This is a genomic window from Streptomyces sp. NPDC033966 (assembly GCF_055575955.1).
This window is the reverse complement of sequence record NZ_JBVIRQ010000003.1, coordinates 26337-40552: the sequence shown is the minus strand read 5'-3', so window position 1 is coordinate 40552 and position 14216 is coordinate 26337. Positions and strand designations below refer to the sequence as shown.

Annotated in this window: 14 protein-coding genes; 6 read left to right on the top strand and 8 right to left on the bottom strand. The window is 74.8% G+C overall.

The genetic code is table 11. From position 1 onward, the window contains the following. Position 1: 1 nt before the first annotated feature. Complete coding sequence (locus ACZ518_RS09235) at positions 2-1711, top strand: DUF885 domain-containing protein (protein ID WP_469112395.1); 1710 nt, start codon at positions 2-4, stop codon at positions 1709-1711. 73 nt (positions 1712-1784) lie between these two features. On the opposite strand, the gene ACZ518_RS09230 is transcribed toward ACZ518_RS09235, so the two are convergent. Next, positions 1785-2300 (bottom strand): rhodanese-like domain-containing protein, encoded by a 516-nt coding sequence (locus tag ACZ518_RS09230; RefSeq protein ID WP_469112394.1) that lies wholly within the window; start codon positions 2298-2300, stop codon positions 1785-1787. 94 nt (positions 2301-2394) lie between these two features. On the opposite strand from ACZ518_RS09230, the gene ACZ518_RS09225 reads away from it, so the two are divergent. Continuing rightward, positions 2395-2841, top strand: coding sequence for an Lrp/AsnC family transcriptional regulator (locus ACZ518_RS09225; RefSeq protein WP_469112393.1), 447 nt, complete (start codon positions 2395-2397; stop codon positions 2839-2841). Here ACZ518_RS09225 and ACZ518_RS09220 read toward each other — a convergent pair. Together ACZ518_RS09220 and ACZ518_RS09215 are read right to left on the bottom strand one after the other, a co-directional pair. Further along, the gene (locus tag ACZ518_RS09220; RefSeq protein WP_469112392.1) at positions 2831-5842 is read right to left on the bottom strand and encodes an AAA family ATPase; all 3012 of its coding nucleotides are present in this window, start codon (positions 5840-5842) and stop codon (positions 2831-2833) included. The two genes, ACZ518_RS09225 and ACZ518_RS09220, sit on opposite strands and share 11 nt — an antisense overlap. After that, positions 5839-7005: an exonuclease SbcCD subunit D gene (locus ACZ518_RS09215; RefSeq protein WP_469112391.1), complete on the bottom strand. Its 1167-nt coding sequence runs from the start codon at positions 7003-7005 to the stop codon at positions 5839-5841. The genes ACZ518_RS09220 and ACZ518_RS09215 overlap by 4 nt, the downstream gene beginning before the upstream one ends. A 242-nt stretch (positions 7006-7247) precedes the next feature. Here ACZ518_RS09215 and ACZ518_RS09210 point away from each other — a divergent pair, with 242 nt between their 5' ends. Then, complete coding sequence (locus ACZ518_RS09210; RefSeq protein ID WP_469112390.1) at positions 7248-8531, top strand: vanadium-dependent haloperoxidase; 1284 nt, start codon at positions 7248-7250, stop codon at positions 8529-8531. On the opposite strand, the gene ACZ518_RS09205 is transcribed toward ACZ518_RS09210, so the two are convergent. Next, on the bottom strand, positions 8516-9145 hold the full coding sequence (locus tag ACZ518_RS09205) for a YigZ family protein (RefSeq protein ID WP_469112389.1): 630 nt from the start codon (positions 9143-9145) through the stop codon (positions 8516-8518). The two genes, ACZ518_RS09210 and ACZ518_RS09205, sit on opposite strands and share 16 nt — an antisense overlap. A 103-nt stretch (positions 9146-9248) precedes the next feature. On the opposite strand from ACZ518_RS09205, the gene ACZ518_RS09200 reads away from it, so the two are divergent. Further along, complete coding sequence (locus tag ACZ518_RS09200; protein ID WP_469112388.1) at positions 9249-9653, top strand: CoA-binding protein; 405 nt, start codon at positions 9249-9251, stop codon at positions 9651-9653. 4 nt (positions 9654-9657) lie between these two features. Here the strand turns inward: ACZ518_RS09200 and ACZ518_RS09195 are convergent, their stop codons facing one another. Next, positions 9658-10245: a helix-turn-helix domain-containing protein gene (locus ACZ518_RS09195; RefSeq protein ID WP_469112934.1), complete on the bottom strand. Its 588-nt coding sequence runs from the start codon at positions 10243-10245 to the stop codon at positions 9658-9660. A gap of 108 nt (positions 10246-10353) precedes the next feature. Here ACZ518_RS09195 and ACZ518_RS09190 point away from each other — a divergent pair, with 108 nt between their 5' ends. Beyond that, positions 10354-11220 (top strand): EamA family transporter, encoded by an 867-nt coding sequence (locus tag ACZ518_RS09190; RefSeq protein WP_469112387.1) that lies wholly within the window; start codon positions 10354-10356, stop codon positions 11218-11220. 69 nt (positions 11221-11289) lie between these two features. Here the strand turns inward: ACZ518_RS09190 and ACZ518_RS09185 are convergent, their stop codons facing one another. Then, on the bottom strand, positions 11290-12036 hold the full coding sequence (locus ACZ518_RS09185; protein ID WP_469112386.1) for an acyltransferase: 747 nt from the start codon (positions 12034-12036) through the stop codon (positions 11290-11292). A gap of 154 nt (positions 12037-12190) precedes the next feature. Between ACZ518_RS09185 and ACZ518_RS09180 the strand changes: the two genes are divergently transcribed. Continuing rightward, the gene (locus ACZ518_RS09180) at positions 12191-12748 is read left to right on the top strand and encodes a gamma carbonic anhydrase family protein (RefSeq protein ID WP_469112385.1); all 558 of its coding nucleotides are present in this window, start codon (positions 12191-12193) and stop codon (positions 12746-12748) included. A 39-nt stretch (positions 12749-12787) separates the two neighbouring features. Here ACZ518_RS09180 and ACZ518_RS09175 read toward each other — a convergent pair whose 3' ends face one another. After that, on the bottom strand, positions 12788-13456 hold the full coding sequence (locus ACZ518_RS09175) for a DedA family protein (RefSeq protein ID WP_469112384.1): 669 nt from the start codon (positions 13454-13456) through the stop codon (positions 12788-12790). A gap of 251 nt (positions 13457-13707) precedes the next feature. Continuing rightward, complete coding sequence (locus ACZ518_RS09170; protein ID WP_042800586.1) at positions 13708-14145, bottom strand: DUF4442 domain-containing protein; 438 nt, start codon at positions 14143-14145, stop codon at positions 13708-13710. Positions 14146-14216 lie beyond the last annotated feature (71 nt).

The window sequence follows — 14216 nt, the reverse complement described above, 5'->3', positions numbered from 1 at the left end:
CATGTCAGACACCCTCCACACCGACAGCGCAGCGCGTCTGCCCCGCCAGGTCGCCGACGCCTACGTCGACGACCTCATCGCACTCGACCCGATCCAGGGCACCTACCTCGGCGTCGCCGCCAGCTCCGGCCGGCTGCCCGACTACTCCCCCGCCGGCCGCGCCGCGCTCGGCGGACTGCTGCGCACCACCCTCGCCCGGCTGGACGCCGCCGAGCGGCTGCCCGGCGCCGGCACGGACGCCGAGCGCCGCTGCGCCCGGCTGCTGCGCGAGCGGCTGAACGCCGAACTCGCGGTGTACGAGGCCGACGAGGACCTGCGGGCCGTCAGCAACATCCACTCCCCCGCGCACGCCGTCCGCGAGGTGTTCACCCTCACCCCCGCCGACACGGAGGAGGAGTGGGCCGCGATCGCCGAACGGCTGCGCGCCGTACCGGCCTGCTTCGCCGGCTACCGCGAGAGCCTCGCCCTCGGCCTGGACCGCGGCCTGCACGGCAGCCCGCGCCCGGCCGCCACCTTCGTCGAGCAGCTCACCACCTGGGCCGGCCAGGACGGCGACGGCTCCCGCGACTTCTTCGGCGAGTTCGCCTCCGCCGGACCCGAGTCCCTGCGCGCGGAACTGGACGCGGCGGCGGCCGCGGCGACGGCCGCCGTGGCCGAACTGCGCGACTGGATGCGCGACGTGTACGCGCCGGCCGTCGCGGACGCGCCGGACCCGGTGGGCCGCGAGCGCTACGCCCGCTGGTCGCGCTACTTCAACGGCACGGACCTGGACCTGGACGAGGCGTACGCCTACGGCTGGTCCGAGTACCACCGGCTGCTCGCCGAGATGAAGTCCGAGGCGGCCAAGATCCTGCCGGGCGAGCCGAACCCGTGGGACGCCCTGCGCCACCTGGACGAGCACGGCACCCACATCGAGGGCGTCGACGAGGTCCGCGACTGGCTGCAGGGCCTGATGGACGAGGCCATCGAGAACCTCGACGGCACCCACTTCGAACTCGCCGAGCGGGTCAAGCGGGTCGAGTCGATGATCGCCCCGCCGGGCGGCGCCGCGGCCCCGTACTACACCAACCCCTCCGAGGACTTCTCCCGGCCGGGCCGCACCTGGCTGCCGACGATGGGCCAGACCCGCTTCCCGGTGTACGACCTGGTCTCCACCTGGTACCACGAGGGCGTTCCGGGCCACCACCTCCAGCTCGCGCAGTGGACGCACGTCGCCGACCAGCTCTCCCGCTACCAGGCGACCGTCGGGCTCGTCAGCGCCAACGCCGAGGGCTGGGCGCTGTACGCGGAGCGGCTGATGGACGAGCTCGGCTACCTCAAGGACGCCGAGCAGCGGCTGGGTTACCTGGACTGCCAGATGATGCGCGCCACGCGCGTGATCGTGGACATCGGCATGCACCTGGGGCTGGAGATCCCGGCGGACTCGCCGTTCCACCCGGGCGAGCGCTGGACGGTGGACCTGGCGCAGGAGTTCTTCGGCCTGCACAGCGGCCGGCCGGCGGACTTCGTCGAGAGCGAGCTGACCCGCTACCTGTCGATGCCCGGGCAGGCCGTCGGCTACAAGCTGGGCGAGCGCGCCTGGCTGCTGGGGCGGGACAACGCCCGTGCCGCGCACGGCGATTCCTTCGACCTCAAGAAGTGGCACATGGCGGCGCTGTCCCAGGGTTCGCTGGGGCTGGACGACCTGGTGGACGAGCTGTCGCGGCTCTGATCCCCACCGCACGCGCGGACGGCCGCCCGCTCCCCCTCCGCGGGGTACGGGCGGCCGTCGTGCGGGCGGCGGTTCAGCAGCCGCAGTCGTCCGAGTCGGTGGGGGCGGTCAGCGGGTCGGCCTCGGCGCGCTGCTGGGCGCCCTGCCAGGTCTCGACCTCGAAGCCCTCGCGGATCCAGTACTCGATGCCGCCGAGCATCTCCTTGACCTGGAAGCCGAGTTCGGCCAGGGCGAGGGCGGAGCGGGTGCCGCCGTTGCAGCCGGGGCCCCAGCAGTAGGTGACCACGGGGACGTTCTTGTCGAGGAGCTTCTCGGCCTGCTCGGGGATCAGCGCGGTGGGCAGGTGGATCGCGCCGGGCACGTGGGCCTGGTCCCAGGAGGGGGTGGAGCGGGAGTCGATCAGCTGGAAGCCGAGGTCGGCGCCCTGCTCGCGGTGGGCCTTGAAGGCGGCGGCGACGTCCGACACGTCCGCGTGGAAGGCCAGGCTCGCGGCGAAGTAGGCGGCCGCGGCGGCCGGGCTCGCCGGGGGGACCCGGAGCACGGGATTGGCGGCGGCGGGGGTGCTGTTCTGGTTCTGCGTCGTCGTCATGGCTCAAAATCTACGAGCCGACGATCAAGGCGAGAAGTGGTTTTCCCCGGCCTTTCCCTTGTTCACCCGGGGATTCCCCTGCTAGACCTCCACTATGACCGGTTATTCCCCCGACGCCACCGACTGGCGGATCCTCGCGGCCCTCCAGCAGGACGGCCGCGCCAGTTTCACCGAGCTCGCCCGCACCGTGTCCATGTCCGCGAGCGCCGTCACCGAGCGGGTCCGGCGGCTGGAGGAGGCCGGGATCATCACCGGCTACACCGCGGTGGTCGACCACGAGAAGCTGGGCAAGGCCATCCTGGCGCTGGTGCGGCTGCGCTATCCGCACGGCAACTACAAGCCGTTCCACGACTTCCTGGAGGCGACGTCCGAGATCCTGGAGGCCCACCACGTGACCGGGGACGACTGCTTCGTCCTCAAGGTGGCCGCCCGCTCGATGGCCCACCTGGAGGAGGTCACGGGCCGGATCGCCGGGCTGGGCCTGGTGACCACCAGCATCGTCTACTCGTCCCCGCTCGCCCGGCGCCCGCTCAGTCCGTGACTCCCGCCGTGCGGTGGCGCACCACGGAGCCGCCGCGCTGTTTGACGATCTCCAGCTGCGCCTGGACCCGGGTGCGCAGGTCGCCGACGTGGCTGACGATGCCGACGCTGCGGTCCCGCTCGCGCAGCGAGTCCAGTACGTCGAGCACCTCGTCCAGCGCCTGATCGTCGAGGCTGCCGAAGCCCTCGTCGATGAAGAGGGTGTCCAGGCGCATGCCGCCAGCCTCGTCGGTGACCACATCGGCCAGGCCCAGGGCGAGGGCGAGGGAGGCGAAGAAGGTCTCGCCGCCCGAGAGGGTGGCGGTGTCCCGCTCGCTGCCGGTCCAGGCGTCCAGCACGTGCAGCCCGAGGCCGGAGCGTCCGCGTCCGCCGGCCCGGGCGTCGGAGTGGACGAGGGTGTAGCGGCCGCCGGACATGCGCAGCAGCCGTACGGTCGCGGCGGCGGCGACCTGCTCCAGCCGCGCGGCCAGCACGTACGCCTCCAGGCGCATCTTGCGCTCGTTGTCGGCGGAGGTGCCCGCGGTGAGGCCGGCCAGCCGCGCCACCCGTTCGTACGCCTCGCGCAGCGGGCCCAGGGCGCGCAGCTCCTGCTCCGCCTGGCGGGAGAGGCGGTCCAGCTCGCCGCACCGCACCCGGGCGGCGTCGGCCGCCGAGGCGGCGGAGCGCAGCCGTGCGGCGGCCCGCTCCTCGGCGGCAGCGGCGGCGGCCGGCTCGGCGGGGGGCAGGGCGGCCGCGGCGGCGGTGTCGAGCTCGGCCTGCCGGTCGGCCAGCATCGCCTCCTCGGCCTGCCAGGCGTCGAGGCGGTGCTGGAGGGCGGTGCGTTCGTACTCGGGGAGCACGGCGTCGGCGGCCTGCTCGGTGGTGTCGAACCCGGCCTTGAAGGCGGCGTCGGCGAGCTGGTCGTCGGCCTCCTTCAGCCGGGCGGCGGTGGTCTCGGCCCGGCGCAGCGCGGCGGCGGCCGTGGTCACCATCCGGATCCGGTCCTCGAGGGTGCGGGCGCGGGCGGCGACGCTGGGCGAGTCGGCGCGGACGAGGACCAGTTCGGCTTCGAGGGAGGCCTGCTCCTCGTCGAGGGCCTCGCGCCGGGAGGCCCGGGCGGCCGCGCGGCGCTCGGCTTCGAGCCGGTCGGAGCTGCGTGCCCGGTGCTCCCGCTCGGCGCGGGCGAGCCGCTCGCGGGCGGTGTGGAGCGCGGCGGCGTCCGCGTGGGCGGCGGCGTGGCGGGCGCTCAGGTCGGCGGTGAGGTCGAGGAGTTCGGCGGTGGTGGCGTCCCCGGCGGCGGAGGCCGCCTCGGCCTCGGCCTCCCGGAGGGCGGCGAGCCGCCGCTCGACGGCGGCCCTGCGGTCCTCGGCCTGCTCGAAGCGGGCGTGGGCGGCGTCCTCGGCGGCACGGTCGACGTGCCCGGGGGCGGGGCGGGCCGGTTCGGGGTGCTCGGCGGACCCGCACACCGTGCAGGGCTCCCCGGCGGTCAGGGCGGCGGCCAGCTCGGCGGCGATGCCCCGCAGCCGGGCCTCCTTCAGCTCCAGCCAGGTCTCCCGGGCGGCGGACGACTCCTCGCGCGCCCGCAGCAGTTCGCCCGCGGCGGCTTCGGCGTCGGCGGCGAGGGAGTCGCGGCGCCGGGCGGCGGTCAGCTGCATCCGGGCGGGCTCCAGCCGCCCCGCCAGCTGCTCGGCGAGGGTGAGGGCCTGCTGCGCGGAGTCGACCTTCTCCTGGAGGGCGGCCCGGGTGGCCTCCCAGCGGGCGAGCCACTCGGCGGACTCCTGGTACCGCTCGTCGGCGTCCCGGGACTCCCGCTCCAGCGTGGCGCGCTCCCGGCCGATCTCGGCGCTGCGCTGTTCCGCGCGCTGGGCGGCGCCGGCCGCGCCGAGGTCCTCGCGCAGGCGCTGCTCGACGGCGGCGAGCTGCTCGGTGCCGGCTCCGGCGAGGGCGGGGGGCAGCTCCGCCCGGGCCAGGGTCTCGGCGTGCGCGGCGGTGAGGTGGGCGGCGGCCGCGGCCCCGCGCAGTTCCAGGGCGGGGGCCACGAGGGCGCCCCGGCGGGCCCGGTCCAGCAGTTCCCGTACCCGCTCGCGCTCCGGCGCGGCCTGCGCCAGCAGGTCCGCCCGGCGGGCGGTCTCGGCGTGGCGGTGCTGGAGCCGGTGCAGTTCCCGCGCCTCCTCGGCGTCGCGCCGGGCGGCGGCGTGGCGTCCCTCGACGGCGGCGAGCGCGTACTCCGCGACGGTGAGCCGCTCCCGGGCGGAGCAGCGGGCGACGGCAGCCCAGGCGCGGACGGCCTCGGCGAGGCCGGGGTCGCCGGGCTGGTGGCCGGGCAGCGGCCAGGCCCGCAGGTCGGCGCTGTGTCCGGCGGCCTGCGCGAGCCGCTGGGCGGCGGCGAGCACCTTCTCGTCGCCGGCCCGCACCTTGGCCTCGGCGGCGCGGCGGCGTTCGGCGAGCAGGGTCTCGACGGCGGCGAAGCGGCGGGTGTCGAAGAGCCGGCCGAGGAGCCGGCCGCGGGCTTCGGCGCCGGCCCGCAGGAACTGGGCGAACTCCCCCTGGGGCAGGAGGACGACCTGGCAGAACTGCTCCCGGCTCATCCCGAGGAGTTGCTCCACCTCCTCGCCGATCTCCTGGTGGGAGCGGCTGAGGGCGGTCCAGCCGTCGCCGGTGTGCTCGCGGAGCCAGGACTGGGCCTTGTCCTTGGTGGTGCCGGTGCCGCGCTTCTTGGGGCGGTCCTGTTCGGGGCGCCGGGTGATCTCCAGGCGGCGTCCGCCCGCGGTGAGTTCGAGGGTGACCTCGGTGGGGGTGTCGGGGGCGGCGTGGTCGCTGCGCAGGGTGGTGCCGGGGGCCTGGCGGGAGCCGGGGACGGATCCGTAGAGGGCGTAGCAGACGGCGTCGAGGACGGAGGTCTTGCCGGCGCCGGTGGGGCCGTGCAGCAGGAAGATCCCGGCGCCGGAGAGGGCGTCGAAGTCGATCGTCTGGGGTTCGGCGAAGGGTCCGAAGGCGGTGACCTGGAGCCGGTGCAGCCTCATCGGCCGGCCTCCTGGCGGCCGTCGTCGGCCCGTACGGCCTCGAAGGCGCCGCGCAGCACGGCCCGCTCGGCCTCGTCGGCCGTGCCGCCGCCGCGTACGTGGGCGACGAAGTCCTCGGCGATCTCCTGGTCGCTGCGGCCCTTGAGGCGCTGGGCGTAGGAGGCCGCGCCGTCCTCCTCGCGGCCCTCGGGGTCGAAGGCGAGGCTGAGGGTGTGCGGGAAGCGGGCGGCGAGGCGGGCCATGGGGTCCTCGGGGCGGGCGGGGTCGGTGAGGGTGGCCTCGATCCAGGAGTCCTCGTACGCGGTGTGCGCGGGGTCGTCGAGGAGGTCCTCCAGCCGTCCGCGCAGCCGGGCGAGCGGGCGGGGCACGGGGGTGTCGATCCGCTCGGCGGTGATCTCCCCGGCCGGGCCGAGGTCGACCAGCCACATGGTCTTGCGGTGGGCGGCCTCGGAGAAGGAGTAGGCGAGCGGGGAACCGGAGTAGCGGACCCGTTCGTTGATCGTCTGGCAGCCGTGGAGGTGGCCGAGGGCCGCGTAGTCGACCCCGTCGAAGACCGAGGCGGGTACGGCCTCGACCCCTCCGACGGCGATGTCGCGTTCGCTGTCGCTGGCCTGCCCGCCGGTGACGAAGGCGTGGGCGAGGACGACGGAGCGGGTGCCGGGGACCCGGCCGGCCAGGTCGGCCCGGATCCGGTCCATGGCCGCGCCCAGCACCGCCTCGTGGCTGACCTTCTCGGCGGCGAAGGTGTCCTTGACCAGTGCCGGTTCCAGGTACGGCAGCCCGTAGAAGGCCACGTCACCGTGTACGTCGGCCAGCACCACGGGGTCGGCGCAGCCGGCGGGGTCGGTCCTGAGGTGGATCCCGGCCCGGCCGATCAGCCCGGCGCCGACGCCGAGGCGGCGGGCCGAGTCGTGGTTCCCGGAGATCATCACGGTCGGGACCCCGAGGTCGGCGAGCCGGTGCAGGGCCCGGTCGTAGAGCTCGACGGCGGGCAGCGGGGGTACGGCCCGGTCGTAGACGTCGCCTGCGACGAGGACGGCGTCGACCTCGTGCTCCCGGACGGCTTCGACGAGGTGGTCGACGAAGGCGGCCTGGGCTCCGAGCATGTTCACGCGGTGGAAGGAGCGGCCGAGGTGCCAGTCGGAGGTGTGCAGGAACTTCACTCGACCGCTCCGACCCGCACGCTTGCTCTCCTCTGGCTCCGCACCGACCATCCAGGCTAACCCGTACGCGGGCGCGCCCCGGCCCGACCGGGAATTCCGCCCGCTCCCGGGCACGACCTCCCGGGCAAGGACGGGGCCGTGTGTTGCGGGACCGTGGCGGCGGTGCGAAACCTCCGTGGCCGAACTCCGTTGGCGGCTTTGGGCACTTGTAGGCCCCGGGGCCCGCTGGTTGGCTTCGCGGCATGCCGCTCTCCGGACCCCCGCGCATCCGTCCCGCGCTGCTCGCCGCCGGCTCCGCCGCGCTGCTCGCGCTCACCGCCGCCGTGCCCTCGGCCGCGGCGCCCTCGGCCGCCGCCCCGGCCGCCGGCCCGGTGGTGCTCGACTGGTACGACACCACCTCCCGGACGGTCGCCGCCGCGGCCGCCCCGACCCAGATCACCAACAGCCGCACCTGGGCGATCGGCTGGATCGCCGCCGCCCGCGCCGCCCGCGAGGCCCCCGGCGGGCCCGGCCGGAGCCGGTTCCAGGACGCGGCCGTCGCCTCCGCCGTGCACGACGCGCTGGTCGCGCTCGCCCCGTCCCGCAGGGCCGACCTCGACGCGGCACTCGCCGCCACCCTCGGCGGGATCCCGGACGGGACCGCCGAGGACCGGGGCGTGGCCGCCGGTGCGCGGCAGGCCGCGGCGGTGCTCGCCGCCCGTGCCGGGGACGGCCTCGACCCGGCCTCGTCCAACGCCCCCTTCAGCGTGCCGGGCGCCGCTCCCGGCGTGTGGCGGCCCACCCCGGACGGCTACGCGCCGGCCGCGCAGTACGGCACCCGCCTCGCCCGGCCCTTCCTGCTGGAGCGCGCCGACCAGTTCCGGCCGGGGCCGCCGCCGGCGCTGGACTCCCACCGCTACCGGGACGACCTCGCGGAGGTGCGGGCGTACGGCTCGGCCGACAGCACGGTGCGCACGCCGCACCAGACCGAGACGGCCACCTTCTGGTACGGGGGCTCGCTCACCCTGTTCACCGAGCCGCTGCGGGTGGCCGTGGCCCGCTCGCACGGCTCGGCCGCCGACCGGGCGTCGCTGGTCGCGCTCTTCCACGCGGCTTCGGTCGACACGCAGATCGCGACCAGCGACGGCAAGTACACGTACCTCCGCTGGCGCCCGGTGACGGCGATCCGGACCGGGGCGATCGACCCCGACCCGGCCTGGCGGCCCCTGCACCAGACGCCGGCCCACCCGGACTACCCCAGCGGCCACACCACGTACGCCGGCGCGGCGCAGACCGTGCTGGACGCGCTCGTGGGGCCGGTGACGGCGCCCTTCGAGATCACCAGCCCGACCGCGCCGGGGGTGCGCCGCACCTACACCGCGTGGAGCGGGCTCACCCGGGACAACGTGGACGCGCGGGTCTGGTCCGGGATCCACACCCGTACCGCCGACGAGGCGGGCGTCCGGCTCGGCGAGGCGGTCGCCCGCCACACCCTGCGCAACGCCGGCCGGCTGCTCGGCGGGCGCGGGGCTCAGCCGTCGCCGTAGGCCTCGCCGCCGAGTTCGAAGCCGGCGGTCCCGGCGGTGGCGTCGGCGAGCCAGGCCCGGAAGGCCTCGACGTCCGCCTCGGGGAGGCCGATCTCGATGGAGACGGCCTCCCCGTAGCGCACGTCCAGCACGGCGCGGCCGGTGGAGCGCAGGTCGTTCTGGGTCTTGCCGGCCCGCTGGTGGTCGACGGTGACGGTGGCCAGCCGGTACCGGTGGCGGGTGACGGTCCCGAGCACGTCGAGCGCCTCGCCGACGACGCCGCCGTAGGCCCGGATGAGCCCGCCGGCGCCCAGCTTCACGCCGCCGTAGTAGCGGGTGACGACGGCGACCGCGTACCGGATGTCCCGCCGGGTCAGCATCTGCAGCATGGGCACCCCGGCGGTCCCGCCGGGCTCGCCGTCGTCGCTGGCCTTCTGGACGGAGGCGTCGGCGCCGATCACGTAGGCGTAGCAGTTGTGCGTGGCGGCGGGGTGCTCCTTGCGGACGCGCGCGATGAACTCCTGCGCCTCCTGCTCGGTCGCGGCGGGCGCGATCGAACACAGGAACCGCGAGCGGTTGATCTCCGCCTCGTGCATCCCCTCACGGGCCACGGTCACGTACTGGTCTGCCTTCACCGCTCCACCCTACGGGGAATCGGACGGGTGTCCGCGCCGTTGATCCTGCCGAACGATCCGGCGGAACGGTCCCGCCGGACGACCCCGGCAGGAGGCGGCGCACGTGTACGGCGACCAGGCGACCATCCGCAAGATCCTCACCGAGCTCGGTGACACCTGGGCCGTGGTGGGCCTGTCGAACAACGAGGACCGGGCCGCCTACGGGGTGGCAAAGGTGCTCCAGCGGTACGGCAAGCGCGTGGTGCCGGTGCATCCGAAGGCGGAGACGGTGCACGGCGAGCAGGGGTACCCGTCGCTGGAGGCGATCCCGTTCAAGGTCGACGTGGTGGACGTCTTCGTGAACAGCGCGCTGGCCGGCCGGGTCGCCGACGAAGCGGTCGCCGCCGGTGCCGGGGCCGTCTGGTTCCAGCTCGACGTGGTCGACGAGGCCGCCTTCGCACGGACCCGTGAGGCGGGGGTGGAGATGGTGATGGACCGCTGCCCCGCCATCGAGATCCCCGCCCTGTAGCCCCCTAACGGGCGCCGGTCCCCTGGACCGGCGGGATGGAGACCGCCATGGTCATCACCATCGGGACGGTGCCCTCGTTGCGGTAGGCGTGCGGGAGGTCCGCCTCGAAGGAGACGGCGCCGCCGGCCGGGACCACGTACTGATCGTCGGCGAGGTCGAGGGTCAATTCCCCGGCCGTCACGTGCAGCATCTCGAAGGTTCCGGCCGGGTGCGGGTCGGAGGCCGTGCCGTCTCCGGCCTCCAGGCGGTAGGTCCACATCTCCACGGGCCCGCGGCGGTCGTCGCCGAGCAGCATGTGCGCCTCGCTGCCCTCCCCGCTCGACCACATCCGCACCCCCTGCCCCGGCATCACCACGCGGGCCCGCGGTCCCCGGTCGTGGTCCAGGAGGGTGGTGATGCTGACCCCGAGGGCGTCGGCCAGTTTGACCGTGGTGCCCACGCTGGGGTTCGTACGGGCCTGCTCGATCTGGATGATCATGCCGCGGCTGACGCCCGCGCGGGCGGCCAGCGCGTCCAGCGTGAAGCCGCGTTCGCCGCGCCACCGCTTGAGGTTGCGGGCGAGCGCCTGGGTGAGCTGTTCGAGGTCCGACACCATTCCGTCCAATATTTTGGATGACACAGTCCAACAGACTGAACTAACCTGCGGTGTATTCGATGCTGCACTCCACCGTTCACCGCACTGTACTGCGAGGACCCTGCCATGACCTCCCTCTTCGCCCTGGCCACAGCCGTCCTGTGGGGCCTCGCCGACTTCGGCGGGGGGCTGCTGACCCGTCGGATACCGGCGCTCACGGTGCTGGTGGTCTCGCAGCTCACCGCGGTCGTCGTGCTCGGCGCAGTCGTGCTCGGCACCGGGGCCTGGAGCGAGGCGGGGCCGCAGCTGTGGTTCGCGGTGGGCGCGGGCCTGGTGGGACCGGCCGCCATGCTCGCCTTCTACAAGGCCCTGGCCCTGGGGCCGATGGGCGTGGTCTCCCCGCTCGGCTCCCTCGGCGTGGTCGTGCCGGTCGGGGTGGGACTCGCCGTGGGCGAGCGACCGGGCCCGGGCCAGTTCGCGGGCATCGCCGTGGCCGTCGTCGGCATCATCCTGGCCGGCGGACCCGAGCTGCGCGGCGCCCCCGTGCAGCGGCGGGCGGTGGTACTGACCCTCGTCGCGGCCTTCGGCTTCGGCGCGGTCATGGCCCTGATCGCCGAGGCCTCCACCACCGTGACCGGGCTGTTCCTCGCCCTGTTCGTCCAGCGGGTCACGAACGTCGCCGTCGGCGGCGTCGCCCTGCTCGCCCAGACCCGGCGCGGCGTCCCGGCGCTGCCGCAGGGCACCGGCCCGCGCGTGCTGTGGGGCATGCTGCCCGCCCTGGCCTTCGTCGGCCTCGCCGACGTCGCGGCCAACGGCACCTACTCCCTCGCCGCCCAGAGCGGCCCCGTCACCGTGGCCGCCGTGATCTCCTCGCTCTACCCGGTGGTGACCGCGTTCGCCGCCTTCGCCGTGCTCAAGGAACGGCTGCGCAGCGTCCAGGCGGCGGGCGCGGGCCTGGCCCTGGCGGGTACGGTCCTCCTCGCCGCCGGCTGAGACCGCCGCCGGCTGGGACCGGCACCGGCTGAGACCGCCGCCGCCTGGGACCGGCGCCGACCGAGGGGCTCAGGCCTGCTCGGCCTCCGCCAGCAGGGCCAGCCCGCGCAACTGCTCGGGCGTCATCCCGTCGGGTATCGGCACCGGCGCGGGAGTGCGCAGCGGCGGCTGCCAGCCGGTCTCCGGCTCCCACCGCCGCACGATGCGGGCCGGGGCGCCGGCCACCACGGCGTGGTCGGGCACCTCACCCCGTACGACGGCCCCCGCGGCCACGACCACGTTGCGGCCCAGCTTCGCGCCGGGCAGGATCACCGCCCCCGTACCCAGCCAGCAGCCCGGCCCGATCTCCACCGGGGCACTGCGGGGCCACTGCCGTCCGACGGGCTCGTGCGGGTCGTCGTAGCTGTGGTTGGTGGAGGTGATGTACACCCCCGGCCCGCAGAAGGTGTCGTCGCCGATGGTGATCCGGGCGTCGGCGATGACGTGGCTGCCGCGGCCGAGGACCACCCCGTTGCCCAGCACCAGCACCGGTTCCGCGCCGAGGTCGAGGTCGGGCATCATCCCGGCCGTCAGGGTGACCTGCTCGGCGATGATGCAGTGCCCGCCGAGCCGGATCCAGCGCTCGCCGAAGACGGTCCCCTGGGGGAAGGCGAGCCGGGTGCCCTCGCCGATCGCGCCGAAGCGCAGCCGGCCCGGGTGCTGCGCGGTGACCGCCCCGGCCTGCTGCATCCAGCGCCAGCCGGCGTGCACCGCGCGGCTGGCGATCCGGCCGCGCAGGGCCGCCAGGGATGAGAACGTGTTCTGGTTCTTCGGCACCCGGCCACGGTAGTGCGGCCCGCGCCGGACGTCGGGACCCCGCCCCTGTGATCTTCACCCCATCGCGGGGCGGCGGCGCCACGTGCCCTACGGTGCAGTTGGCGCGGCATCCGGAATCAACCGGAATCACATGAGGCACATGAGGGAAGTGACCATGACGTATCAGGCGGACCAGGCGCACCAGGGGGCTCTCATCGCGGGCGTCGGCGACCGGAAGCCGTCGGTGGACCCGACGGCCTTCACCGCCCCGACTTCCGTGGTCGTCGGCGACGTCACGCTCGGCGCCGGCGCGAGCATCTGGTACTCGGCGGTGCTGCGCGGCGACTGCGGCCCCATCACGCTGGGCGCCGACAGCAACGTGCAGGACAACTGCACGGTCCACGTGGACCCCGGCTTCCCGGTCTCCATCGGCGAGCGCGTCTCCATCGGGCACAACGCGGTCGTGCACGGCTGCACGGTGGAGGACGACTGCCTGATCGGGATGGGCGCGACCGTGCTGAACGGCGCTGTGATCGGCGCCGGTTCGCTGGTGGCCGCGCAGGCCCTGGTGCCGCAGGGCATGGTGGTCCCGCCCGGCTCCCTGGTGGCGGGCGTGCCCGCCAAGGTGCGGCGGGAGCTCACCGAGGAGGAGCGCGAGGGGGTCAGGGTGAACGCCGCAATATACACGGAACTGGCGGAGCAGCACCGCGCCTCGGTGGCCCCCGGCGCCTGACCGCCCGCCCGGCTGCCCGGCCGGCCGGGGGCCTCGGCGTCAGTCCGAGGCGCCCGCCGGGGCGGCGGCCCGCTCCGGCGACGGCTCCGCCGCGCGGGCCTCGGCGGCCGCCTTCTTCATGCGGCTGCGCAGGACCAGGGTCACGGTGAGCCCGATCAGCAGGGCCACGACCAGGGCCAGCCAGGAGAACCGCTTCAGCCAGGGCTCGGCGACGATGCCGACGTAGTAGATGACGGCGGTGGTGCCGCCGGCCCAGAGGATGCCGCCGAGGACGTTGGCGACGAGGAAGCGCCAGTACGGCATCCGCAGTACGCCGGCCAGCGGGCCGGCGAAGATGCGCAGGAGCGCGACGAAGCGCCCGAAGAAAACGGCCCACATGCCCCAGCGGTCGAAGGAGCGCTCGGCCATGGCCACCTGGTCGGGCCCGAAGTGCTTGGGGAACCGCCTGCCGAGCTTCTCCAGCAGCGGTTTGCCGCCGCGGCGGCCGATGGCGTACCCGATGGAGTCGCCGATGATGGCGCCCGCGATCGCGCACAGGCCGAGGACCACCGGGTCGATCTGCCCGTGCTGCGAGGCGAGCAGGGCCGAGCTGACGAGGATGATCTCACCCGGCAGCGGGATGCCCAGGCTCTCCAGCCCGATGACCAGTCCCACCAGGAGATAGACACTGATCGCCGGGATTTCCTCCAGCCATTCCTGGATGTGCACCGGTATGTCCTCCCTCGTCGCCTCCGGCGCGCCCCCGAGACACGCCGAACGGGCAGCCTATCCGCTCCCCGCCACGCCCTTCGTCATAGCGGGCGTTCTCGGGACGAACGACCGGCGAACACGCCGGGTTCCGGCGACTCCCCCGGACCGGCTCCGGACAGCACGGCGGGAGCGGCCCGCGCCGGACCGCTCCCGCCCCCACTGTGCCGCTCCCGCGTCCTCTTCGCGGCGTGACGCGCCGCGCGGGTGCCCTAAGCGTTCGGGCGCAGCGTCCAGACCACGGTCATCTCGCCGGTGACGGCCTCGTCCTCGCGCTGGATGGCGATGGTGACGGGGAACTCGGGACGGCCGCCCGCGTCGAGCTCGGCCACGACGTCGGCGGCCGGGCGGCCGAGGGTGGCGGTGGCGGTGACGACGCCCTTGGCGAGCTTCTTGTAGCCGATCTCGGCCTTGACGGCCAGCGGCACGGCGCGCGAGAGCTGGTCGCCGAAGGCGGCCAGGACGATGGCGCCGCTCGCGGACTCGGCCAGGGTGAACATGGCACCGGCGTGCGGGCCGCCGACGTGGTTGTGGAAGTCGGGCTGGTCCGGCAGCCGGACGACGGCGCGCTCCGGGGTGGTCTCCAGGAATTCCAGGTTCAGGGTGCGGGCCATCGGCACCGTCTGGGCGAGCAGTTCGCCCACGTTCATCTGTTCTGCGCTCATGAGACGCGATGTTACCCACGAGTAGATGCCGTTGGCCAGAGTCGAACAGGGGGCGG